This is a genomic window from Austwickia chelonae (assembly GCF_003391095.1).
Classification (GTDB): domain Bacteria; phylum Actinomycetota; class Actinomycetes; order Actinomycetales; family Dermatophilaceae; genus Austwickia; species Austwickia chelonae_A.
On sequence record NZ_CP031447.1, the window covers coordinates 967,976 to 991,129 of the forward strand.

The following is a 23,154-nucleotide window of genomic DNA, read 5'->3' on the forward strand; positions in this document are numbered from 1 at the left end:
TGATCCGTGGGAGAGACAGTCCTGTCGTCTCTTCTGCGGGGGCTGTCCGACGCCGCTCCTCGCTGCTGAGGCCGCCGCGAGGAAATCGCGCGCCACAGCGGAGGAAGCATGGAAGACCTGCGCATCACGGTCAATGGCACCGTTCATGAAGTGACCGACGTCGGACCCCACACCACGCTTCTCTCCTGGTTGAGGGCGCAGGGGCTCACTGGAGCCAAGGAGGGCTGCGCCGAAGGAGAATGTGGTTCCTGCGCAGTTCTCCTCGTCCGTGAGTCGGCATCCGGCAAAGTCAGGCTGGACAGCATCAACTCCTGTCTGATCGCCATGGGCGCTCTCCACGGGGCCGAGATCATGACCGTCGAGGGGCTCACCGACGGACGCTGGGAACATCCCGTCCAACGGGTCTTCGCTCAGGCAGGAGCCAGCCAATGTGGTTTCTGCACTCCGGGATTCATTGCCAGCCTTGCGGGCGAGTACTACCGGTCCGATCGGATCCCGGGGCAATACGGGCAGGAGAACGGCGTCGATCTGCACGCCTTGGGCGGGAACCTCTGCCGTTGCACCGGCTACCGGGCCATCCGTGATGCGGCCGAGCGGATCGGTTTCCCCGAGATGGACGATCCGGTCAGTGAACGTCTGAGCCGTCAGGTGTCGCCCCCGGCGCCGGTGCACCTCGCGGACGAGGAGGGGGCCTTCATCCGCCCGGCGAACCTCGAAGAAGCTCTCTACCTGATCAGCCGGCACCCCGAAGCGGTTCTCCGCGCAGGGGGTACTGACCTGGGAGTGGAACAGAACCTCCGTCACCGTCGACCTGGCCTGGTCGTCGCCGTCGATGCCTTGCCCGAGCTGCGAATGATCCAGATCGAGGAGGACCATATCGACATCGGAGCGGGGCTGCCCCTCAGCGAGGTCCAGGACGCACTCGACGGGGCGATCCCGCTCCTCGACGCCATGTTCCCCCACTTCGCCAGCCCGCTCATCAGACATGCTGCCACCCTCGGGGGCAATCTCGGCACTGCCTCAGCGGTCGGTGACAGCGCCCCTTGCCTCCTGGCTCTTGACGCCCGCCTCGTCCTGGTCTCCCAGAAGGAGCGACGAGAGATCCCCCTGGGAGATTTCTTCCTCGGGTACCGCCGGACCGTCCGTCGTCCCGACGAGATCATCACCACCATTCGGATCCCACGTCCGTTCGCGCCACAGGTGGGATTCCAGAAGATCACCAAACGTCCCTTGGACGACATCTCCAGTGTGTCCGTCGCCTTCGCCTTCCACATCGAACGGGAAGTCGTCACTGCAGCGCGGATCGGTCTGGGCGGAGTGGCAGCTACGCCCATTCGCGCGCGCGCCACCGAGGAAATCCTCGTCGGACGCCCCTGGACTCAGGAGACCGTCGACCTCGCGGGCGCAGCATTGGCGAAGGAAGGAACTCCGTTGACCGATGCGCGAGCGAGCGCGGCCTACCGCATCGCCATGCTCGAACAGTCTCTCCGCCGCTTCTACACGGAGCTCACGACCCAGGAGATGGCTTCATGACCTCGCTCTCCCGACGTCCGTCACGGGCCGCCGTCGGTGATGCCCTCATCCATGTCGATGCGCAGGCCCATGTCACCGGGGCTGCACTGTTCACCGACGACATGGTTGGTCGTTACACCGGTGTCCTCCATGCCTACCCGGTACGTGCTCCGCATGCCCGCGCCCGGATCGTCGCGATGGACTGCTCTCCTGCGTTCGCTGTCCAGGGGGTGGTGAAGGTTCTCACCGGCCAGGACGTACCGGGGGTCAACGACTCCGGGGTGTGGCACGACGAACCCCTGTTTCCCAGCGAGGTGATGTTCCACGGGCAGGCGGTGGCCTGGGTTTTGGGGGAGAGCCGGGAGATTGCTCGTCGTGGTGCGGAGGCTGTCCAGGTCGACTACGAGCCGCTGCGCGCGGTGGTCACCCTCGAGGAAGCCCTTGCCCAGGAGAGTTTCCAGGGCGGAGAGCTGACCTTGGCCCGGGGCGACGCTGAGCGCGGGCTCCGCCGTTCCGCGTGCTGTTTCCGGGGGATCACCGAACTGGGAGGGCAGGAGCATTTCTACTTGGAGACCCATGTCACGCTCGCCCGGGTAGACGAGAGCGGACAGCTGCATCTGATCTCCAGCACGCAGCATCCTACGGAGACACAAGAGATCACAGCTCATGTCCTCGACCTTCCCAGCCATGCGGTCACCGTTGAATGTGTACGTATGGGTGGAGGGTTCGGCGGCAAGGAGTTTCAGCCTCATGGCTATGCCGCTGTGGCGGCTCTGGGTGCGACTCTCACCGGACGCCCGGTCGAGCTCCGGCTCGATCGCAGTCAGGATCTGTCGATGACCGGTAAGAGACATCCCTTCCTCGCCGAGTGGGAGGCCGGCTTCGACGAGGACGGCCGGATCACGGCGGTGTCAGCCACCCTCGTCGCGGACGGGGGGTGGAGTCTGGACCTGTCCGAACCCGTTCTGGCCAGAGCGCTCTGTCATGTCGACAATGCCTATTTCATTCCGGACATCCGAGTCGTGGGCCGTATCGTCAGAACGAACAAGACTTCGCAGACCGCCTTCCGCGGTTTCGGAGGGCCTCAGGGGATGGTGGTGATCGAGGACATCCTCGGTCGGTGTGCGCCGCTGTTGGGCATGTCCCCAGTCGACCTGCGCAGACGTAATTTCTATCGGACCGGCGAGCAGACCCCTTACCGGCAGACAGTGCGTCACCCCGACCGGATGGCCATGATCTGGGAGCAGCTGCTGGACAGCGCGGACTTCGAGATGCGCTCGGCTGCGGTCGAGGAGTTCAACCGAACCCATCGGCACCGTAGGCGTGGGATCGCGATCACGCCGCAGAAGTTCGGGATCTCGTTCAACTTCACCCCCTTCAACCAGGCCGGTGCCCTCGTCCATGTGTATCGGGACGGATCGGTGACCGTGGCCCACGGCGGCACCGAGATGGGGCAGGGCCTGCACACGAAGATGGTTCAGGTCGCTGCAACAGCGTTGGGTCTCCCTACATCGGCGATCCGTTTGGCCTCGACCCGAACCGACAAGGTGCCCAATACCTCTGCGACTGCGGCGAGCAGCGGCGCCGACCTCAATGGTGCTGCGGTGAAGGACGCCTGTGACCAGATCCGGGCCCGGATGGCCGAGGTCGCTGTGGAGAGCCTACGGGCCCGGATAGGACCTGCTGGAGCACGGGGAATGAAGGCAGGAGACATCCGTTTCGAGAACGGTGAGGTCTTTCCCGCCGGGCATCCGGAGCTGGCGGTGCCTTTCGCTACCGTGGCCGGGGACGCGTATCTTCGGCGGACGAAGCTGTGGGCTGCCGGTTTCTACCGGACTCCGGGACTGCACTGGGACAAGACGACGATGACAGGCGAGCCCTTCAAGTACTTCAGCTATGCCGCAGCCTGCACCGAGGTCGAGGTGGACGCCTTCACCGGCGCGCACCGGGTACTCAGGGTCGACATCCTGCACGATGTGGGGGACAGCCTGTCCCCCTTGATCGACCGTGGGCAGATCGAAGGCGGTTTCGTCCAGGGAATGGGCTGGATGACCATGGAAGAACTGCTCTGGGACAGCGCACCTGGTCCAGGACGAGGTCGGCTGCTCACGTCGGGCGCGAGCACCTACAAGATCCCTTCGATGGGTGAACTCCCCGAGGTCTTCCGGGTCGATTTCCTGGAACGGGCCACCGAGACCGAGGTGATTTATGGATCCAAGGCGATCGGTGAGCCCCCGTTGACCTTGGCGATCAGCCTCCGTGAAGCGCTGCGCCAGGCCTGCGCTTCCTTCGGCCCTGCTGATCGGGAACAAACATTGGCTCTTCCTGCTACTCCGGAGGCCACCTTCTGGGCGATTCAGGAGGCACGGGCAGCATCCGAGGTCTCGGGCGCCGCGGAGCCGGGGAACCCCTGCTGGGGCGAGCGCACCTCGGGAGAAGGACACGCTGCCGAGGGACAGAGTGCTCACTCCCAGGAGGTGCCGGTCCTACGCCGAGGGCGAGGTGCAGCCCGATTCGGATAGCGTGATCGCAGAGCCATATCCCGTGTTTGTCAGGAGCACCCATGAAAATCGCCCGTTATGTCGTCGACGACGAGCCGACCTATGGCGTCGTCATGAGCGAGGACGGCGTGCCCGCTTGGCTGGCCCAGGTGAACGGCGACCCGTTGTATTCGAGGGTGGCCCCGACCGGGGCCCGGCACGAGCTGGGCGATGTGCGACTGCTCGCACCGGTGATCCCGCGGAGCAAGGTCATCGGCATCGGGCGCAACTATGCCGCTCACGCCGCCGAGCTGGGGCATGACGTGCCTGCCGAGCCTTTGGTCTTCCTCAAGCCGAACACCTCGGTGTGTGGGCCGGACGATCCGGTGGTGATGCCGGATTTCAGCGCCGAGGTGCATTACGAGGGCGAACTGGCTGTGATCATCGGCCGGATGTGCAAGGACGTCCCGGTGGACCAGGTCGCCGATGCAGTGTTGGGGTACACCTGCGCGAACGATGTCACCGCACGGGACATCCAGCGCAGTGACGACCAGTGGTCGCGGGCCAAGGGTGCGGACACCTTCTGTCCGTTGGGTCCCTGGATCGAGACCGAGCTTGATCCCATCGACGTGGAAGTGCGGACCAGGTTGGACGGACGTACGGTGCAAGAGGCCTCGACCTCGTTGATGATCTACCCGGTGGCAGAGTTGGTGTCCTATGTCTCGAGGATCTTCACCTTGCTGCCTGGAGATGTCATCTTGACGGGCACCCCTGCTGGGGTGGGTGCGGTGGAGTCCGGACAACGCGTGGAGGTGGAGATCGAAGGGATCGGCGCCTTGTCGAATCCCTTCGTGCGCCGCTGAGACCCTCGGATGCCGAGGTGCGCCGTTCAAGGGCGTCGTAGGCTGGAGCCATCATGAGCACATCCAGCATCCCGGCCGGCTTCTCCGGCGCACCCAGGCTCCGTGTCGCTCCTTCTCCGACAGGCGATCCTCATGTCGGTACCGCATACATGGCTTTGTTCAATCTGGCCTATGCGCGCCAACAAGGGGGACGGTTCGTCCTGCGGGTGGAGGACACCGATCGTTCCCGTTTCCGAGCTGATTCCGAGCAGCAGCTGTACGACACCCTGGACTGGCTCGGCCTCGGGTGGGACGAGGGGCCGGACAAGGGCGGCCCCTTCGCCCCGTATCGGCAGAGCGAACGGCTCGAGACCTACCGTCCTTATGTCGAGCAATTGATCGCCGATGGGCACGCCTACCGGTGCTGGTGTTCTCCGGAGCGTCTGGCGCAGATGCGGGAGGAACAACAACGTTCGAAGTCCTCGGTCACCGGTTACGACCGTCTCTGTCAGGGGATGACCCGTGAGGAGAGGGCCGAGATTCCTGGTTTCCAGGAGACCCCGGTGGTCCGCATGCTGGTGCCCTCGGATGCGCCCATCGAGTTCGATGACCTCATTCGGGGACGGGTGCGCGCGCCGTACCCGGATGATCAGGTGATCCTCAAGGCGGATGGTTTTCCCACCTATCACATGGCTGTGGTGGTGGACGACCACGAGATGGGGATCACGCATGTGGTGCGTGGGGAGGAATGGATTAGTTCGACGCCGAAGCATCTTCTGCTGTACCGCTGGCTGGGGCTGACTCCACCGACTTTCGCGCACATGCCATTGCTGCGGAATACCGATAAGTCGAAGATCTCGAAGCGGAAAAATCCCGCTGCCCGCCTCACCTGGTTCCGTGAACAGGGTTACCTGCCAGAGGCCTTGGTGAACTTTCTCGCGCTCTTGGCCTATCCGCCGGCTAAGGATGCCGAAGGCAAGGACGTCGAGGTGTTCACGCTGGAGCGTTTCGCCGAGGAATTCGACTGGGCGAAGGTGAATCCGGCTGGCCCCATCTTCGACCTGACCAAGTTGGACTGGCTCAACGGGGTGTACATCCGTGAGTTGTCGGTCGAGGATCTGACCGCGCGGTTGATCCCATATCTGCAGTCCGACGGGCTGTTGGGGGAGAACCCCACTTTGGGTGAGATCGTGCGGGTGCGGAGCTTGGCCGAGTTGATCCAGCCACGGCTGGTCAAGCTCACCGAGGCCGCGGAACAGCTGCGTCCGTTCTTCACCGCTGATGACGAATTAGTCGTGGCGGATGATGCCCGGGCTTCGCTCAAGGGCGAGGTCTCTGCGGTTCTCGACGCAGCGATCGCCGCTTTGGAGGACATCCCTGACGACGCTGGTGAGGACTTGTCTCAGGTCGCCGGCAGCTGGACGGCCGGACGGATCGAGGAGTCGTTGAGGGTTGCGCTGATCGACGAGCTCGGATTGAAACCACGGGTTGCTTTCGGTCCGGTCCGGGTGGCTTTGTCCGGCCGCAGGGTGTCTCCGCCCCTTTTCGAGTCCGCTGAGGTGTTGGGACGACACTCGACCTTGACACGTCTGCGGTCCTTGCGGGCGTCACTGTGAGCTCCGCCGGTGCGCTGGGGCCTGCCGAGGATCTCGGTGCACCGGGCACGGACGTGGCTGGGTGGTCACGTCCGGTGCGTGCACTGCTGCTCGACGTCGATGACACCTTGGTCGATACGCTCGGGGCGATGCACCGGGCGTTGGTCCAGTCGGCTTCCCGGGTCTGGTCGGGGTGCGACGAAGAGGTTCTCTCCGCTTTCGCCCGGAGGTATTACACCGATCCGGGCGGTTTCTTTGATGAGTACACCCGTGGGGAGAGAACCTTCGCACAGATGCGGCGGGCTCGTTTCGACGACGCCGTCTCTGCGACGAGGCTGGACCCGGTTGACGAGGTGACTTACGAGTCCTTCGAGAACGGATATCGGGCAGACCTGTTGGCAGCACAGAGACTCTTCGTTGATGTCGACCGGCTGCTGGACCGTGCGGAGTCTGCAGGGGTGCCGGTGGTTCTGCTCACCAATTCCAGTGGTGAGGTGACCCGGGAGAAAATGGCTGTGGTGGGCCTGACCAGTCGTATCGCCTCAGTAGTGACCACAGACACACTCGGTTTCGGTAAACCTGATCCCAGGGTCTTCGCCTATGCCTGCGCAGCGGTGGGTGTGCCACCTGAGGACGTGCTCTGTGTGGGAGACACGATCGGCACCGATGTCGTCGGCGCGCGGCGTTCCGGCATCCGGGTGCTCTGGTTGCAGCGTCGAGACTCACCTGAACCGCGGGATGCAGGCTGGAATGAGCCGGTGTGTGACCCCGGTGTTCGTGTCATCTCGACCTTGGACGAGGTCCTCGACGTGCTCTGATCTCTTCGGGTCAAGCAGGAGTATTCGTTTTCTTCATCTCTTTGACGGTGGGGTCCTGCCCCGGAGAGTACTCTCCGGGGCAGGACCCCACCGTGACCGAGGCCCAGGTCAGCTTCGGCTTGCTCGTTTCTGAATCGCGGCCCATTCGTCCTTCAGCCCGACGGTGCGGTGGAAGTGCATCGGGGTCTGAGGGTCATGGGCGAAATAGCCCAGTCGTTCGAACTGGACCACTGCTCCCAGGGGGGTGTCGGCGAGCATCGGCTCGGTCTGGCAGCGGAGGAGGGTCTCTTTACTGTCCGGGTTGACGTCGTCCATCACCTCTCCCGTGACTTCCCCAGGAACGGGGTGGGTGAAGAGCCGGTCGTAGAGGGACACCGTGGTTTCTACGGAATGCTGGGCGGAGACCCAGTGCATGGTCGATTTGACCTTGCGTCCGTCGGGTGCGGTGCCACCCCGGGAATCAGGGTCGTAGGAGGCGTGGACCTCAAGAATCTGCCCTTGGTCGTCCTTGACCACATCGGTGCAGGTCACCAGGTAGGCGCCCCGAAGCCGGACCTCGCGACCAGGGCTGAGTCGGAAGAACTTCGGTGGGGGAGTTTCGGCGAAGTCGTCCTGTTCGATCCACAGCTCACCGGTGAAGGGAACCTTGCGGGTGCCGTCGGCTTCGTTCTCGGGGTTGTTGGCGACCTCGAACCATTCGACGACAGGCGCGCCTTCGGCGTCGGTGGGCCATCCGTCGATGACCAGTTTGAGTGGGCGGAGCACGGCCATCCGCCGCTGGCTGGCCAGGTTGAGTTCGCGACGGACGAAGGATTCGAGTAGTTCGATGTCATGTCTACTGTTGGTCTTGGTCAACCCGACGTAGGCGCAGAAGTCGCGGATGGACTTGGCCGGGTAGCCGCGTCGACGCATTCCGGCGACCGTGGGCATCCGTGGGTCGTCCCACCCGTCGACCGTTCCGCTGCTCACCAGCTGGAGCATTTTTCGCTTGCTGGTGATCAGGTAGGTGACTGCCAGGCGGGCAAATTCGGTCTGCTGCGGTGCTTCGTACGGGAGCGGGAGCTGCCCGAGGAACCAGTCGTAGAGCGGTCGGTGGCTATCGAACTCCAAGGTGCACAAGGAGTGCGTAACGCCTTCGATGGCATCGGACTGACCGTGTGCCCAGTCATAGGTCGGGTAGAGGCACCAGTCGTCGCCGGTTCGGTGGTGGGGGGCATGTCGGATGCGGTACATGATCGGGTCGCGCATCTGCATGTTCTCGTGTTGCATGTCGATCTTGGCGCGGAGAACACGGGAGCCGTCAGGGTAGTCTCCGTCGCGCATCTTGCGGAATTCGGTGAGATTCTCGGCGACGGGACGGTCACGGTAAGGAGACTCGATTCCAGGGCGACCGAATCCACCACGTTGGGTGGAGATGGTCTCGCCGTCCTGTTCGTCGACGTAGGCCTTGCCCTGTCCGATCAGGTATTCGGCCCATTCGTAGAGTCGGCCGAAGTAATCGGAGGCGAAGAGCACTGGCTCGGGCGGGGGAAAACCGAGCCAGGTGATGTCCTCGATGATCGAGTCGACGTATTCGGTGTCCTCGGTGTCCGGGTTGGTGTCGTCGAAACGAAGGTTGCAGATGCCACCGAACTCCTCGGCGATACCGAAGTCCGCGCAGATGGCTTTGGCGTGTCCGATGTGAAGGTAGCCATTGGGCTCGGGTGGGAACCTGGTCTGGACGCGTCCTGCGAAGATACCTGCGTCGTTGTCGCGGCGGATCTGTTCACGGACGAAATCGCCTGCCGGCGACGTGGCATCAGGCTCGCTCATAACTCTTCACTCTAGTGCCTGTGTGAGGCCGGTTTTGCGGTGGCAGGTGTACTGCGCTGACTGGCGGAATCGTAAGCCTGAGGAGACTTTCTCAGACCGGACTTCTCGATGCCGATGGGATCGAAGGCCCGGCTGTCCAGTGGACCGGACCCTCTTGAGGGGAGAGCAGGGCTGGCGCCGGGCTGATTTGGGTTAAAGGGCACTCGGAGGCTAGAGTGCTTTCTCGGATCGCCTACTCGGTGAGCAGATGCTCTCCTAGTGGGGGGTACCCCATGGGGTATGGTGTAATTGGCAGCACGACTGATTCTGGTTCAGTTAGTCTAGGTTCGAGTCCTGGTACCCCAGCCAGCCGCGTAATACGCGGTGCGGTGTTGGGTGATCTTTCAGATCGTCTGAGACCGATTGGGAAAAACTGCCGATCAAAGGTAAGGTTTCACCCGCTGCTTTAAAAGCAGTAGAAGGCCCCGTTGTGTAGCGGCCTAGCACGCCGCCCTCTCAAGGCGGTAGCGCCGGTTCGAATCCGGTCGGGGCTACAAAAGTCAAGGCGACCCCTTCGTAAGAAGGGGTCGCCTTTCTTGTTGGGCAAGTTGCGATTTACGCTGTGTGCAGCAGCATCGTGGGTCGTCCAGGTGTCTTACGCCGGATCCGGCGCGTGGGTATCTGACTCGACAGGATCTCGATATCTGATGGCTTCGTTGTTCCGGCCACCTGAGACCTGCCGGGGTGAGTGCAACCTAGGTGTGCCGCTGAATATGCGAAGAGCGATGGAAGGACAGGAATCCCCGATGGCGGATCCTCAGATGGACGTGTGTGAGGCCTGGATCAGGGCGAGAGGCCTGCCCCAGGTACTTGCTCGTCGCACGCGCCGCCGGGCCCTGCTGCGTCGGGTTTCGCCTCTGCTTACGATGTTCCTGTCGATGAATTTGTTCTGGCTGGCCACTTTCATCCTGATGAAGGGCGAGTCGGAGGCAGATAATGCTGACAACATCGATGAAGAGATCACCTTGATTTTGGGCTTTATCCTCTTCTTGGGCACCGTATTGCTCTCAGCACTAGCCGCTTTTTTTGTCGGCTGGCTGCTGCGCAAGTTGCCTAATGGGGGAAGTAAAGTCCTTGCAGGGGCGGTGTGTTTGGCCTACCTGATCTTTCCTGCGGTGATGACCGATCAACTGACTGGCAAGGGTCTTTTCATCACCTTTTTTTCGCATGCGTTTATTCTGGTCATTTTGATCTTTTTGGCCTATCTCGGTGTCGGGAATGTGTTGGTCTGGGCGTTGAAACGTTCGGTGAGTCAGCTGACTGCGCTGGGTGCGATGATTGCGCGGGTACTGCCGGTCTTCCTGGTTGCGGTGCTCTTCCTCTTCTTCAATGCCGAGATCTGGCAGGTGGCGGCCGGGATTGACTATGGGCGTGCCTTCGGCGTGGGGGTAGTCCTGCTGTTCTTGGCCTTGGTGGTTGTGGTGGTGACCGCGCTGGATGAGATGCGCACGATGTTCCGCAAGCACGAGGGGCGTGAGGAACAGGAGGAGTTCTCTTACCCGGAGTCTTTGGAGAATGAGAAGCGTATGCGGCTTTTGCTTCGCGATACCCCTTTCGCGATGGCCTCGGTGCCTCGGCTGCGCTCTTCGCTCGGGATCGGTGAACGGGTCAATCTGCAACTGGTCGCTATTGCGGCTCAGGTGATCCAGGTCTTTTTGTTCACCTTGTTGATGGGGGTCTTCTTCGCTTTCTTCGGGCAGGTGGCGATCACGGATGTCGTTGCCAAGACCTGGATCTCGGCGAACCCAGAACCGATGTCCATCGTGGACATCAAGCTGCCCCTCAGCTCGGTGCATTTCAAGGTGAGTTTCATCCTGGCCTGTTTCAGCGGACTGTCCTTCGCTGCGTCGTCGAACAGCGATGCGACCTATCGCAAGTCTTTCCTCGATCCGGTTCTGGCAGAGAACGAAGTCAATATCGCTGTCCGGGATGCCTACCGGGGAATGCTGGCCGAGCGGGAGCTGTACGGGGAGATCGTCGAGGGCCGTAGTGACATGGTCTGAACGATTGGTTCGTCTCTCCTGATGAGGGGGCATTCGTCGTGGGTGTGTATGCCGCGACGGGTGCCCTTTGTCGTAACACCGATGCCCCCTGACTCAGATCGAGTTATTCTGACATTGGACAAAGTTGACCATACTCTGGTGGACGGTGCGTGGTGAGCGGGCTGCCAGGAGCAGCTGGCTAAGACGGCACATCTGTCGCCGGAAGCGATGCAGAACGGGCAGGCGACATGATCACGGAGAACACTCGGCGACGAGCCCCCCGGACGAAGGGACCCGAAGGGGGCGATGCTGCGGTCCATACCTTGCTCATCAACGGCGTGGCCCACGAAGTATCCGAGAACACTGAACTGCTCCAGCTGCTTCGGGACGAACTCCGTCTGATCTCGGTCAAAGACGGCTGCAACCAGGGGTCCTGTGGGACGTGCATGATTCTGGTCGATGGCAAGGCGGTCCGCGCTTGCACCCAGCGGGTCAAACGCCTCGCCGGAAAACAGATCACCACGATCGAAGGATTCAGTGACCGGGAGAAATCGGTTTATGGGCATGCCTTCGGCACTGCGGGCTCGGTGCAGTGTGGCTTCTGCATTCCCGGAATGATTGTCTCTGCGAAGTCTCTGCTCGATGCGAACCCGGAGCCGACGGCGAGCGAGGTCAGACATGCTTTGCGTACCAATATGTGTCGCTGCACCGGGTATCAGCAGATTGTCGAGGGGGTCCTCCTCGCTGCAGAACTGCTCCGCGGGGGAGGGGGAATCCCTGAGCCGGGGCGGACCGCGGGCGTAGGCGAAGAGGTGCTCCGCATCGACGCGGTCGAGAAGGCCTTGGGTGAAGGCCAGTATGTCGATGACATCGACATTCCTGGGCTCGTTCACGGAAGACATGTCTTCACTGCTCATCCTCGGGCACGGATCCTCTCCATCGACGTCGCCGATGCGCTTGCTATGCCAGGTGTGCTCGGGGTCTTCACCGCCGAGGACATCCCGGGGGAGCGCTATGTGGGGCATCTGTACAAGGATTGGCCCGGCATGATCGCTGTGGGAGAAGTCACCAAAGCGATCGGGGACACCTTGGCGATGGTCGTCACGCAGACCCACGCTCAAGCCGAGGCCGCTGCTGCAGCGGTTGTGGTCGAGTACGAGGTGCTCGAGCCGTTGACCAGCCCTGAGGCCGCCATGGCGGAGGGTGCACCGCAGATCCACGGCGAGGGTTTTTGGCGTTTCGGGTCTTTCACCGTCCCTGAGGGAAATATCTGTGCTCATGAGGAATTTTCCCGTGGCGATGTCATTGCTGGTTTTGCCGCTTCGGAATATATCGCTGAAGCAACTTTTGACCTCCCTCCTCAGGAGCACGCTTTCATGGAGACCGAAGCGGCTATCGGTATTCCTGATGGCGAGGGGATCATGGTGATCACTGCAGGCCAAGGAATTTACGACGAATATCATGAAATAAGCGAGTATCTTGGGCTACCCCTGGAGAAAGTTCGGGTTCGCTCGGCACTGGTCGGTGGAGGTTTCGGGGGAAAAGAAGATATGTCGGTCCAGCATCAGGCAGCGTTATGTGCTCACTTAACGGGAAAACCGGTAAAAGTGAAATTCACTCGTACCGATAGCCTGAACTACCACCCGAAGCGCCACGCCATGAAGATCGCGATGAAGATCGGCTGTGATTCCCAGGGAATTCTGCAGGCCATGCAGGCTCGGATCATTTCGGATACGGGTGCCTATGCCTCTTTGGGTGGGCCAGTGCTGCAGCGAGCTTGCACTCATGCCTCGGGGCCCTACCACTATGCCAATGTGAGCGTGGTCGGTGATGCCGTCTACACCAATAATCCCCCGGCAGGAGCCTTCCGCGGCTTCGGGGTCACTCAGTCGGCGATGGCTGTCGAATGCCTTGTCAACGACCTTGCCCGCCAGGTGGGGATCTCCGGATGGGAGATCCGCTATCGCAATGCGATCAGACCTGGACAAGCCCTCCCGAACGGGCAGATCGTCGGAGTGGACACCGCGTTGGTGGAGACGCTGGACGCTGTTCGTGACGATTTCGAAAGATATGAAGCCGCCCCGAACGCCCACGTGGGTATCGCGTGCGCCATGAAGAATGCCGGAGTCGGGGTCGGCCTGAAGGATCCGGGGCGGTGCAATGTGGAGATCATCGACGGCATCGTCCATGCCCGTTCCTCCGCGGCCGGCATCGGACAGGGGATCACCACTGTCATCCTCCAGATGGTGGCAGAGACCACAGGCTTGGAGAGAAGTCAGATCGTGGTGGACCCTCCGGACACCAGCTATTCACCGGACGCAGGTACCACGACGGCGTCGCGGCAGACCGTCTTCACCGGGCAAGCAGCGCGGGAAGCCGGACAAGCACTTAAACGGGACCTGGACTCCGGATACACACTGGCAGATCTCGAGGGAAAGCTTTACGAAGGAGAATTCGACTTCGAAACCGACCCGATCACATCGACGAAAGCAAACCCGATCAGCCATATCTCCTACGGTTTCGCCACTCAGCTCTTCGCCATCGACGACAAGGGCGAAATCATCGAGGTCGTGGCAGCACATGACGCAGGCCGAGTGATCAACCCAGTAGCTTGTGAGGGGCAGGTGATCGGCGGAGTGGCTATGGCCATCGGCTACGGAGCGACCGAGCATTTCCGTTGTGAAGGCGGGGTTCCCCAGGTGAAACTGGCTCAGCTCGGGCTGATCAAGTCCAACCAGATGCCCCCGGTCCGGACGATCTTCGTCAACCGCGTCGACCCGACCTACGCCTATGGCGCCAAAGGCATAGGGGAGATCACCTGTTGTCTGGGCGCTCCAGCCCTGCAGAATGCCTACTTCAAGAAGGACGGTGCTTTCCGAGTCGTTCTTCCGCTGGAAGACACCTTCTACCGACCTGCGCGGCGCCGATGACCGCCGACAGCGCGGGTGCTCCAAAGGCCCGAGCCTTCAATGATTCATCGGAGTCTCGTTCCGGCCTCCTGGGCTCGACGTCGTTGGTCGTCGTGCGTGGTGCCGGAGATATCGCCACCGGTGTTGTCCAGCGCTGTGTCCATGCCGGTTTTGACGTGATCGCCCTGGAACTTGCCCAACCGATGGCCGTACGGTGGCGGGCCTCCCTGTGCACCGCGGTTCGCGAAGGCAGCTGGCAGGTCGAGGATCTCCGGGGTCTACGGGCCGATGACCTCGGTGAGGCTCGACAGATACTGGCGAAGAGCAGGCAGTGCGCGCGGACAGACAGCTACTGGGTTCCGGTGATCGTCGATCCTGAAGCCGAGCTGATCGATCAGGTACGGCCTGCTGCGGTCATCGACGCGATGCTCGCCAAACGAAATATCGGCACCCGACGCGGTATGGGCATCGTCACTGTGGGTTGTGGTCCAGGTTTCGTCGCTGGCGACGATGTCGACTACGTCGTGGAGAGCATGCGAGGGCACAACCTGGGAAGAGTGCTTTCCACGGGGAAAGCGCTGCCCAACACCGGGGTTCCGGGGGTGATCGCCGGGCATGGTGTCGATCGGGTCGTCCGGGCTCCTGCCTCCGGCCGGATACGGGTCGTGCGCGATATCGCTGATGTGGTGGATCGGGGAGAGACTCTCTGCATCCTGGACGGAGTCGACGGCTCCCATGAGGTGCTCTCGCCTTTGTCCGGAGTCGTCAGAGGCATGATTCCCGATGGTGCAGCCGTGCCACGCGGGCTCAAGATCGCAGATGTCGATCCTCGCCCGGAGATGGTTTCCTGCTGCGACACGATCTCTGACAAGGCCAGAGCTGTGGGCGGGGGCGCACTCGACGCTGTTCTTCAGGGGCTGTCGATCCACGGACAGCAAATATTCGAGGAATCACCGGCGTTCCCGAGCGGTGTTCGATGAACGATCTCTCGATACAGCTTGTCGTCTGGGACCGTGAAGGAAGAGCCGTCCCCGGACTCCTTCCGGCACTGGGCATCGCCGATCTGCTCGGGAGACGGGCTTCGGCACCGGATCGTGTGGGTGGAGTGGTGCTTTCAGCCGTGGGCGCTGGGGGTAAGACAACACTTCTCCACGCGATCGGGCGGGAGTGCGTAGCTCTCGGGCTGAAAACCGTGCTGACCACGACCACTCGGTTGTGGCATGAGGACGGTGCCGCACTCGACGTGGACGATGCGTTGGCACGCAGACTCGATTCAGCACTGTTGGTTGCGGGGCGCCCGTGCAAAGGGGGGAAGATCGCCGCTTTTCCCCAAGAAGGGTTTGATCGTCTGCGGCATGGTTTCGACGTGATCTTGGTCGAGGCCGACGGCTCCCGGGGGATGCCGTTCAAGGTGCCTGCTGCGCATGAACCCGTAGTGCCTCCGCAGACGGATCTGCTGTTGGTCGTGGCGAGTGCCACCGCCTTGGGCAGGCCATTGGGGGAAGTCTGCTTCCGGGAGGAGGAAGCCAGGGCCATTCTGAGCGCCGATCCGACGGCAGGGGTCGTGATCGATTCAGCAGCTGCTGCAGCACTACTGCGATCAGGCTATGTGGTGCCGGTGCGGGGCCTGGAACGTTCCGGAGATATCACGGTCGTGATCACCCATGTCGACCACGGGGCGAGCGACGACAACCTTGAGGGGCTGATCCGGCTTCTGCCTCACCACCGGGTGGCCTGTGTGGGGACACGGCACCGAGAAGCGAACTCCGAGGAGGAGAATAACGCCGGTCGGAGGAAGGCTTCTCCGTTATCGCCAGCGGGGCAGGGAGGTCGATGATGCGACGAGCGGGGTACGTCGAGTTGCTGGGGCGGGTCGACGCGGAGGGCATCCACGCTCGGCTGCACTGGACAAGTGGGTCGAGAGCAGGAGAATACGACCCCTGGGACGGTGATCGGGGGAGCCTGCCGGGTGCGCCACGAAGACCGTTCGGTGCGACCTGCCGGGATACCGAGGACGGCGGCTACTTCGCCGAGCAGCTCTGGGGGACGCCTCGGTTAGTGATCGTCGGCGCTGGCCACGTCGGGCGTGCTGTTGCCCAGATCGCTTCAGTGATGGGATTTCACACCGTGGTGGTTGACGACCGGCCCGAACTGGCTCGAGTCAGTCAGCTCCCCGGCGCGGATCTGGTCGTGGCCGATGATTACGGCAACGCGCTCTGTGCGCTTCCCGATCACGCCAACAGTTATTTCGTGATTGTCACTCCAGGGCACCGAAGTGATCGGGAATGTGCTCGGCTCTGTTTGACGCGCACTCATCAGTACGTGGGCATGATCGGTTCCAGACGTAAAGCTGCGCTGGTCCGTCGGGAGCTGACAGAGGCAGGGCTGCCTCACGCCCTGGCGCAGGAACTGCGCTCGCCGATCGGCATTCATCTGGGTGGGCCGGCGCCAGGGGAGATCGCGGTGTCGATCTGTGCAGAGCTGGTCCAGGTCCGCGCCGAACGCCAAGGTTCGGTCGTCGAAGCTGCAGTGGCTGACGCGATCCGTCAGCTGGCAGAGACGCCGGACCAGTCAGCTGTGCTGGCCACGGTCATCGGCGACGCCGGATCGACTCCCCGGGGCACGGGCGCACGCATGGTGGTGAATGCTCAGGGGCCGGTCGCGGGATCGGTCGGTGGAGGCGCTGTGGAACTCGAGGTGACTCGCCGTGCGCTGGCGCTGCTCGAGGAGGAGAACTCTTCTCTCGGAGTGTCCGACTACGACTTGTCTGGTCGTCAGGGAAATGAGCTGGACATGATCTGTGGGGGGAGTGTCCGCGTGCTTCTGGAGCGGATCTGAAGGCATTCCACGGAGTTCCGTGGAGAGGGTTCTCGGCCCCTTCGCCGGGTGTGGGGCCCTCAGCGAAGGAGCCCCACACCGAGGTCAGTGCTTGTGTGCTGATTCCTGTGCGGCCTGTTGCTGGGCATGAGCGCGGGCGAGGACCTCGGTCAGCTTGTTGGCTCCGGCCACAACGGTTGCGGCGTGGAGGCGTCCGGGCTGTCGGGAAATGCGCTCAATGGGGCCGGAGATCGAAACAGCTGCGATGACCCGTCCTGCCGGGTTGCGGACCGGAGCGGACACCGAGGCGACGCCAGGCTCTCGCTCGCCGACGCTTTGCGCCCATCCACGGCGGCGGACGCCGGAAAGAGTGGTGGCGGTGAATTCTGCTCCTTGGAGGCCGCGGTGGAGCCTGTCTGGCTCCTCCCAGGCGAGGAGGACCTGGGCTGCGGATCCGGCAAGCATCGACAAGGTCGCGCCGACAGGGATGGAGTCGCGTAGTCCCATGGGGCGTTCGGCCGCTGCGACGCAGATGCGCATGTCTCCCTGTCGTCGGAAGAGCTGGGCCGACTCATGTGTGTGGTCACGAAGTGCACCCAGGACGGCTCCTGCTGCGGCAAGCAGTCGGTCCTCACCTGCAGCGGAGGCCAGTTCTGCCAGGCGGGGGCCGAGGATGAATCTGCCTTGCATGTCGCGAGATACCAGTCGATGGTGTTCGAGAGCCACCGCCAGGCGATGGGCGGTGGGGCGAGCTAATCCGGTGATGGCGACGAGCTGTGCGAGAGTCGACGGTCCTGCTTCCAGGGCGCCGAGAACGGTTGCGGCCTTGTCCAGGACACCGACCCCACTAGAACTTTCCATGCACTTAGTGTGACGTCCCACGTCCTGAGACGCAAGCTCGCCACATCTTGAACGTGTGAACCATGGGCCTCACAGTTATGACAGATGTCGCCAATGACCTGTTGTGAGACGGTCGTCTCAGAGATGGAGATCGCCATGGGCTTCACGCTGGCTGAAAAAGTGTGGGCGCAGCATGTCGTGAGGTCGGCTCCTGGCGAGCCTGACCTGCTGTACATCGACCTGCACCTTCTCCATGAGGTCACCAGCCCTCAAGCCTTCGACGGGCTTCGCCTGGCAGGGCGAAAGCTGCGAAGGCCTGATCTGACAGTGGCGACCGAGGATCACAATGTCCCTACCCTTCCCGGCCCGATCGAGGATCCGATCAGCCGCACCCAGGTGGAGACGCTGCGCCGCAACTGCGAGGAGTTCGGGGTTCGGCTCTATCCGATGGGGCACGACCGACAGGGCATCGTGCACATCATCAGCCCCGAGCTCGGGCTCACCCAACCGGGCATGACCATCGTCTGCGGTGACTCCCACACCAGTACCCACGGTGCATTCGGCGCCTTGGCGCTGGGGATCGGGACCAGCGAGGTCGAGCACGTGATGGCTACGCAGACCCTGCCTCTGGCACCTTTCCGGACCATGGCTGTTCACGTCGACGGGAAACTGCGATCCGGAGTCGGCGCCAAGGACATCATTCTCGCGGTCATCGCCAGGATCGGTACCGGGGGTGGACAGGGCCACGTCATCGAGTACCGCGGAAGCGCGATCGAAGCTCTCTCGATGGAATCGCGGATGACCTTGTGCAACATGTCGATCGAGGCTGGGGCAAGGGCGGGGATGGTGGCCCCGGACGAGACCACCTACGCATATCTGCGCGGGAGGCCGCACGCTCCCGCCGGTGAGGACTGGGAATCTGCGCTCGTCGACTGGCGGTCGCTGGTGAGCGATCCGGACGCCGTCTACGACACGGAGGTCCACATCGAGGCGGAGAGTTTGAGCCCCTTCGTGACCTGGGGTACCAATCCGGCTCAAGGCGCGCCCTTGTCGGACAAGGTGCCCGATCCGCTGTTGCTAGGTGATGACGACGCCGCCCATACCGCTGCGCGCGCCCTCGAGTACATGGGACTCGTCCCTGGTACACCTCTGCGTGAGGTGTCGGTCGATGCAGTTTTCGTCGGTTCGTGCACCAACGGGCGGATCGAGGATCTGCGAGTGGTGGCCCAGATCCTGCGGGACCGTCGGGTGGCCGAGGGGACACGCTTGCTGGTCGTTCCCGGCTCCGCGCAGGTGAAGATGCAGGCCGAGGCCGAGGGGATCGACGAGGTCGTGATCGAGGCTGGCGGCCAGTGGCGTCTGCCTGGATGTTCGATGTGCCTGGGGATGAACCCGGACCAGCTGTCGCCCGGAGAGCGATGCGCCTCGACCTCCAATCGCAATTTTGAAGGACGGCAGGGCAGCGGAGGCCGAACTCATCTGGTGAGTCCCGCTGTCGCTGCGGCCACCGCGGTCGTGGGACGTCTGGCCTCCCCGGATGATCTGCCCGAATCGGGTTTGCTCCACCACTGACGCCGTCCTGCTGCGCTAGGGCGCGGCGGGGCCGTTGACGGGGCGCCCTAGCGCGCACCTCGAACTTTCGTGTTGCTCACTTGTCAGGAGAACGTCTGATGGAGAAGTTCACCACGCACACCGGTGTCGCGGTCCCCTTGCGCCGCACCAATGTGGATACGGACCAGATCATTCCGGCCTCCTACCTGAAGCGGGTGACACGCTCGGGCTTCGATGATGGACTTTTCGCGCAATGGCGCTCCGATCCGAGCTTCGTTCTCAATCACCCTGTGTATCAAGAAGGTTCAGTCCTTGTGGCTGGATCAGACTTCGGAACAGGCAGTTCTCGCGAGCACGCGGTCTGGGCGCTAATGGATTACGGCTTTCGTGTCGTCGTATCATCTCGGTTCGCTGACATCTTCAGGGGCAACTCCGGTAAATCCGGGTTGCTCACCGCGCAGGTCAGCGCCAGTGACGCGGAGCTACTGCTGAAACTATTGGAGGATGAACCTGGTGTGCAGGTCGCGGTGGACCTCACCGAACGTACGATCAGCTGTAAGGACGTGGTCGTTCCCTTTGACGTCGACGAGTACGTGCGATGGCGGCTCATGGAAGGCCTGGATGACATCGGTCTGACATTGCGCCACGAGCCGGACATCACTGGCTACGAGGCTCGACGCCCCGCATACAAACCCGCTGTCGGGGGCATCTGACCCAGGCAGTTCCTCGATTCGACTCCTACCTCTCCGGGGTGCCTTGGCGGCACTGCGGTGTCCGTACTTGGTCCAGGGAGTGATTCAAGGATCCCGCGAGGCGAGATATCGGGCTTCTCAGTGATGCTCGCGCAAAGACGTTGACGAATTCGGTCCGAACTCACTTAAACGGTCGATGAGCTGCGCAGATATCCCTCAAGGATCCTGCCTTGGTGGTCCTCTTGTGCCTCAGTCGCGAGCACACTCGCTGGGTTCCTCTGTGGTTCACGAGACCTCGGCCGATAAGGGGTGCGACCGTCCTCATCTGGACGAGTCACCTGGAAGTTCGGATAACAAGTCCTCTATGAGCGTGGCTGGCGCCGGTGCGCCGGTGCGCAACGCTCGGGGGAGAACCGTGGAGGAGCGTTCCCGCACAGGTCCCTCATCGCCTGAGCGAGGACGTGCACATGGATGTGGGGGGGCACGGTGCTCTCACCACAGCAGCGAGGCCGGTCCGCCGGTCGAGCCACCATCTCTGGAGGGAGAGGAAACACGTGAACAAGGCTGATCTGGTCGACGCTCTTGAGAGTCGACTCGGGGGGAAGAAGCAAGCCCAGGATGCCATCGAGGCTGTCTTCGATGTGATCATCCGTGAAGTTGCTCACGGTGGGAAAGTCGGGATCACCGGCTTCGGCACTTTCGAGCGCGCAGATCGTGCGGCCCGCACCGGACGCAACCCGCGTACCGGGCAGTCGGTCCGTATCGAGTCCACTGCGGTACCGAAGTTCCGTCCTGGAACGGCTTTCAAGATGTACGTCGCCGAGCCTGCGACCCTGCCAAAGGGCGGTCCGGCCGCTGCGCGTGCAGCAGCCGGAACCGCAGCTCAGGTGCGTGCCAAGAATGAAGCCACCATCGCAGCGAGCAAGAACAACCGGGTCAAGAAGAAATCCGCCTGAGGATTTCTATCCCATCCCCGCGTCCCTCCACGGGGCCGGGCGAGATCGTACTGCGGTGTGCGTCGTTCTTCGCGGCGCACACCGCAGTCGTCTGTCTCGAAGGAGGCTGCTTCGGTCGTGGATGTTCTTCACACCGGTCCAGGAGCTTCCCCGGTCGAGGAAGCTCGAGGCTCGATACCTGGGACTGTGATCCAGGCGACCTCCGACTCTCCATCGAGGATCAACGACAGCCGTTGGCCGATACGTAACCGGCGCACTCCGGATGACCTCACCACCGTGGCATCGATGAGCAACAGCTCACCGGCATCGGTCACGACCTGGGCTTTTCCCGAAGCTTCGTCATAACGGTGCACACTTGCCTGCATAGATCTCAACCTAACCGTCCGTCGAGTACTCGAGACCCTCTGTCCGCCCGGATCCGGGTTCTGCGGGCCTGGCAGGCAGACACCTTGTCTGCGATGTAGGACGCTCCTGGTTTGATGATGCTCGTGTGAACCTGGCACCGGGGGAACCGGTGCAGGGCCCGAGTGCGGGCCTGGAGGACAACGAAGGAGAGGGCACGTGTCGTCGAGCAGGAGCGGGCGCGAAGGATTGAACGGCACCTATCGATTAGGCATGTTCTTCGCTCGTACCTCCATCGGGGCGCTGACCCGGGACCGTTGGGGAGGAGCGGAGCATCTCCCTCAGCGCGGCGGCTTCCTCGTATGCGCTAATCACATCTCGCAGGCAGATCCCTTCGCCGTGGCGCGTTTCCTGTATGACAGCGGACACTCCCCCTACTTCCTTGCCAAGGAGTCCTTGTTCCGGGCGCCCGTCATCGGCCCGATCATGACGCGTTCGGGGCAGATACCCGTCCACCGTGGGACCTCGCACGCCTCGCATGCTTTCCAGAGTGCTATCGACGCTGTGGCGGGTGGTAAGTGCGTGGTGCTCATGCCGGAGGGCACCCTGACCAAAGATCCGGATTGGTGGCCGATGACAGGGAAGACCGGGGCGGCACGCATTGCGTTGGCTACGGGGCGGCCAGTGGTCCCGTTAGCTCAGTGGGGCACCCAGTTCATCCGTCACCGAAAGGCGGACAAAGGTATCCGGGTGGTCAGCCATATGCTGGCGGGTCCTGAGGTGCAGATGGACGATCTGCGTGGGCAAGAGCTGGACGGCCCCTTGCTACGTGAGGCCACCGAACGGATCATGTCCGCGATCACTGTCGAGCTGGAGAAAGTTCGTCGTCTCGAGGCCCCGCGCGGACGTTGGGACCTGCGAGCAGGGCGTCGTATCGAACGGGTGACTCGGGAGGACTTTCGGTGAGGCAGGTCGCCGTTATGGGCTCCGGCAGCTGGGGAACAGCCTTTGCGATGGTGCTGGCCGACGCCGGCTGCCAAGTCAGGCTGTGGGGACGTCGTCCTGAGCTGGCTGAAGCCATCGAGGAGCGACGAAGCAACCCGGACTACCTTCCGGACGTCTTGCTGCCCGACGAGATCCGCGCGACCAGTGATCCCGGACAGGCTCTCGACGGAGCAGAGGTCGTCGTCCTGGCGATCCCCAGCCAGCGTCTGCGAGAGACCTTGGCCCAGTGGGGATCGTTGATCCCGGCGAACGCTGTCGTGGTCTCCTTGGCCAAGGGGATCGAGTTGGGCACCAAGTTGCGGATGTCCCAGGTGATCGAAGAAGCGGCCGGGATCGGTCAGGGGCGCATCGTGGTGGTCACCGGTCCGAACCTTTCCCACGAGATCGCGGCCAGGCAGCCGGCGGCCGCTGTGGTGGCCTCGGTGAGCCGGGCAGCGGCCGCTCAGGTAGCCGAGTGTGTCGCCAGCCCCTCCTTCCGTCCTTACACCGATACCGACGTGATTGGGTGCGAGCTCGGCGGCGCGACCAAGAATGTGGTGGCTGTGGCTGTAGGAACAGCGGCAGGTCTCGGATTCGGTGACAACACTCGAGCGACCCTCATCACGAGGGGGCTCGCCGAAACAGTCCGCCTAGGAACAGCTTTGGGTGCTGATCCGCAGACCTTCCAAGGGCTGGCGGGCGTGGGCGACCTCATCGCCACCTGTATGTCCCCGCTCTCCCGGAATCATTCGGTCGGAGTTGCTCTGGGGCAGGGGCGCAGCCTTGAGGAAATCGTGGCTGCGACCAGGCAGACTGCCGAGGGCGTCAAGTCCTGCGAGTCGATCCTGGCGTTGGCCCAGGACCACGGCGTTGAACTTCCGCTGGTAGAAGCAGTGGTGGCGGTGGTGCACGACGGGCACCACCCCGCTTTGATGGCTCGTGCGCTGATGGCACGGGAATTGAAAGCGGAGAAAATTTAGCGG

18 protein-coding genes and 2 tRNA genes are annotated in these 23,154 nt (G+C 62.7%); 17 read left to right on the plus strand and 3 right to left on the minus strand.

The features are described 5' to 3' along the window. Positions 1 to 108: 108 nt before the first annotated feature. Genes DX923_RS04245 through DX923_RS04265 form a run of 5 tightly spaced genes read left to right on the plus strand, consistent with a single transcriptional unit; the run spans position 109 to position 7,247 of the window. A complete protein-coding gene (locus DX923_RS04245; protein ID WP_116112928.1) occupies positions 109 to 1,533 on the plus strand; it encodes a xanthine dehydrogenase small subunit in 1,425 nt (474 codons plus the stop codon). Continuing rightward, a complete protein-coding gene (gene xdhB / locus DX923_RS04250; protein ID WP_116112930.1) occupies positions 1,530 to 4,034 on the plus strand; it encodes a xanthine dehydrogenase molybdopterin binding subunit in 2,505 nt (834 codons plus the stop codon). The genes DX923_RS04245 and xdhB overlap by 4 nt, the downstream gene beginning before the upstream one ends. Before the next feature lie 41 nt (positions 4,035 to 4,075). After that, entirely contained in the window at positions 4,076 to 4,855 is a 780-nt protein-coding gene (locus DX923_RS04255) for a fumarylacetoacetate hydrolase family protein (protein WP_116112931.1), read from the plus strand. 53 nt (positions 4,856 to 4,908) lie between these two features. Then, complete coding sequence (gene gltX, locus DX923_RS04260) at positions 4,909 to 6,450, plus strand: glutamate--tRNA ligase (RefSeq protein WP_116112933.1); 1,542 nt, start codon at positions 4,909 to 4,911, stop codon at positions 6,448 to 6,450. Then, positions 6,447 to 7,247 (plus strand): HAD family hydrolase, encoded by an 801-nt coding sequence (locus tag DX923_RS04265; RefSeq protein WP_240322734.1) that lies wholly within the window; start codon positions 6,447 to 6,449, stop codon positions 7,245 to 7,247. Before gltX ends, DX923_RS04265 begins: the two co-directional genes overlap by 4 nt. 108 nt (positions 7,248 to 7,355) lie before the next feature. On the opposite strand, the gene DX923_RS04270 is transcribed toward DX923_RS04265, so the two are convergent. Further along, the gene (locus tag DX923_RS04270) at positions 7,356 to 9,059 is read right to left on the minus strand and encodes a glutamine--tRNA ligase/YqeY domain fusion protein (protein ID WP_116112935.1); all 1,704 of its coding nucleotides are present in this window, start codon (positions 9,057 to 9,059) and stop codon (positions 7,356 to 7,358) included. A gap of 273 nt (positions 9,060 to 9,332) precedes the next feature. Here DX923_RS04270 and DX923_RS04275 point away from each other — a divergent pair. From DX923_RS04275 to DX923_RS04305, 7 genes are all read left to right on the plus strand, one after another. Further along, positions 9,333 to 9,407: transfer RNA gene (locus tag DX923_RS04275), tRNA-Gln, on the plus strand. Between the two features lie 112 nt (positions 9,408 to 9,519). After that, a tRNA-Glu gene (locus DX923_RS04280) sits at positions 9,520 to 9,592 on the plus strand. 252 nt (positions 9,593 to 9,844) lie between these two features. Continuing rightward, positions 9,845 to 11,101, plus strand: coding sequence for a hypothetical protein (locus tag DX923_RS04285; protein WP_116112936.1), 1,257 nt, complete (start codon positions 9,845 to 9,847; stop codon positions 11,099 to 11,101). Between the two features lie 227 nt (positions 11,102 to 11,328). Beyond that, on the plus strand, positions 11,329 to 14,010 hold the full coding sequence (gene xdh, locus DX923_RS04290; protein ID WP_116112938.1) for a selenium-dependent xanthine dehydrogenase: 2,682 nt from the start codon (positions 11,329 to 11,331) through the stop codon (positions 14,008 to 14,010). After that, entirely contained in the window at positions 14,007 to 14,969 is a 963-nt protein-coding gene (gene yqeB, locus DX923_RS04295) for a selenium-dependent molybdenum cofactor biosynthesis protein YqeB (protein WP_116112939.1), read from the plus strand. Before xdh ends, yqeB begins: the two co-directional genes overlap by 4 nt. Beyond that, the gene (gene yqeC / locus DX923_RS04300) at positions 14,966 to 15,826 is read left to right on the plus strand and encodes a selenium cofactor biosynthesis protein YqeC (RefSeq protein WP_116112941.1); all 861 of its coding nucleotides are present in this window, start codon (positions 14,966 to 14,968) and stop codon (positions 15,824 to 15,826) included. The genes yqeB and yqeC overlap by 4 nt, the downstream gene beginning before the upstream one ends. Beyond that, positions 15,823 to 16,827, plus strand: coding sequence for an XdhC family protein (locus tag DX923_RS04305; RefSeq protein WP_116112942.1), 1,005 nt, complete (start codon positions 15,823 to 15,825; stop codon positions 16,825 to 16,827). Before yqeC ends, DX923_RS04305 begins: the two co-directional genes overlap by 4 nt. An 84-nt stretch (positions 16,828 to 16,911) precedes the next feature. Here DX923_RS04305 and DX923_RS04310 read toward each other — a convergent pair whose 3' ends face one another. Next, entirely contained in the window at positions 16,912 to 17,667 is a 756-nt protein-coding gene (locus DX923_RS04310; protein ID WP_006501355.1) for an IclR family transcriptional regulator, read from the minus strand. Between the two features lie 135 nt (positions 17,668 to 17,802). Between DX923_RS04310 and leuC the strand changes: the two genes are divergently transcribed. The 3 genes from leuC to DX923_RS04325 all read left to right on the plus strand — a co-directional run bounded on the left by leuC (position 17,803) and on the right by DX923_RS04325 (position 20,845). Beyond that, entirely contained in the window at positions 17,803 to 19,218 is a 1,416-nt protein-coding gene (gene leuC / locus DX923_RS04315; RefSeq protein WP_162872775.1) for a 3-isopropylmalate dehydratase large subunit, read from the plus strand. 98 nt (positions 19,219 to 19,316) lie between these two features. After that, positions 19,317 to 19,910 carry a 3-isopropylmalate dehydratase small subunit gene (gene leuD, locus DX923_RS04320; protein WP_116112944.1) on the plus strand — a complete coding sequence of 198 codons (594 nt, stop codon included), beginning with the start codon at positions 19,317 to 19,319 and terminating at the stop codon, positions 19,908 to 19,910. A gap of 533 nt (positions 19,911 to 20,443) precedes the next feature. Continuing rightward, a complete protein-coding gene (locus tag DX923_RS04325; RefSeq protein WP_116112946.1) occupies positions 20,444 to 20,845 on the plus strand; it encodes an HU family DNA-binding protein in 402 nt (133 codons plus the stop codon). Positions 20,846 to 20,973: 128 nt separating this feature from the next. On the opposite strand, the gene DX923_RS04330 is transcribed toward DX923_RS04325, so the two are convergent. Then, positions 20,974 to 21,210 carry a hypothetical protein gene (locus DX923_RS04330; RefSeq protein WP_116112948.1) on the minus strand — a complete coding sequence of 79 codons (237 nt, stop codon included), beginning with the start codon at positions 21,208 to 21,210 and terminating at the stop codon, positions 20,974 to 20,976. Positions 21,211 to 21,406: 196 nt separating this feature from the next. Between DX923_RS04330 and DX923_RS04335 the strand changes: the two genes are divergently transcribed. Then, positions 21,407 to 22,153: a lysophospholipid acyltransferase family protein gene (locus DX923_RS04335; protein WP_116112949.1), complete on the plus strand. Its 747-nt coding sequence runs from the start codon at positions 21,407 to 21,409 to the stop codon at positions 22,151 to 22,153. After that, positions 22,150 to 23,151: an NAD(P)H-dependent glycerol-3-phosphate dehydrogenase gene (locus tag DX923_RS04340; RefSeq protein ID WP_240322736.1), complete on the plus strand. Its 1,002-nt coding sequence runs from the start codon at positions 22,150 to 22,152 to the stop codon at positions 23,149 to 23,151. Before DX923_RS04335 ends, DX923_RS04340 begins: the two co-directional genes overlap by 4 nt. The last annotated feature ends 3 nt before the right edge of the window (positions 23,152 to 23,154 follow it).

Bases quoted from the DNA above. Each gene is read 5' to 3' on its own strand.
- xdhB (WP_116112930.1), top strand. From the start codon at position 1,530: ATGACCTCGCTCTCCCGACGTCCGTCACGGGCCGCCGTCGGTGATGCC.
- DX923_RS04270 (WP_116112935.1), bottom strand. From the start codon at position 9,059: ATGAGCGAGCCTGATGCCACGTCGCCGGCAGGCGATTTCGTCCGTGAA.
- gltX (WP_116112933.1), top strand. From the start codon at position 4,909: ATGAGCACATCCAGCATCCCGGCCGGCTTCTCCGGCGCACCCAGGCTC.
- DX923_RS04245 (WP_116112928.1), top strand. From the start codon at position 109: ATGGAAGACCTGCGCATCACGGTCAATGGCACCGTTCATGAAGTGACC.
- leuC (WP_162872775.1), top strand. From the start codon at position 17,803: ATGGGCTTCACGCTGGCTGAAAAAGTGTGGGCGCAGCATGTCGTGAGG.
- yqeB (WP_116112939.1), top strand. From the start codon at position 14,007: ATGACCGCCGACAGCGCGGGTGCTCCAAAGGCCCGAGCCTTCAATGAT.
- DX923_RS04285 (WP_116112936.1), top strand. From the start codon at position 9,845: ATGGCGGATCCTCAGATGGACGTGTGTGAGGCCTGGATCAGGGCGAGA.
- DX923_RS04330 (WP_116112948.1), bottom strand. From the start codon at position 21,210: ATGCAGGCAAGTGTGCACCGTTATGACGAAGCTTCGGGAAAAGCCCAG.
- leuD (WP_116112944.1), top strand. From the start codon at position 19,317: ATGGAGAAGTTCACCACGCACACCGGTGTCGCGGTCCCCTTGCGCCGC.
- DX923_RS04310 (WP_006501355.1), bottom strand. From the start codon at position 17,667: ATGGAAAGTTCTAGTGGGGTCGGTGTCCTGGACAAGGCCGCAACCGTT.
- yqeC (WP_116112941.1), top strand. From the start codon at position 14,966: ATGAACGATCTCTCGATACAGCTTGTCGTCTGGGACCGTGAAGGAAGA.
- DX923_RS04255 (WP_116112931.1), top strand. From the start codon at position 4,076: ATGAAAATCGCCCGTTATGTCGTCGACGACGAGCCGACCTATGGCGTC.
- xdh (WP_116112938.1), top strand. From the start codon at position 11,329: ATGATCACGGAGAACACTCGGCGACGAGCCCCCCGGACGAAGGGACCC.
- DX923_RS04305 (WP_116112942.1), top strand. From the start codon at position 15,823: ATGATGCGACGAGCGGGGTACGTCGAGTTGCTGGGGCGGGTCGACGCG.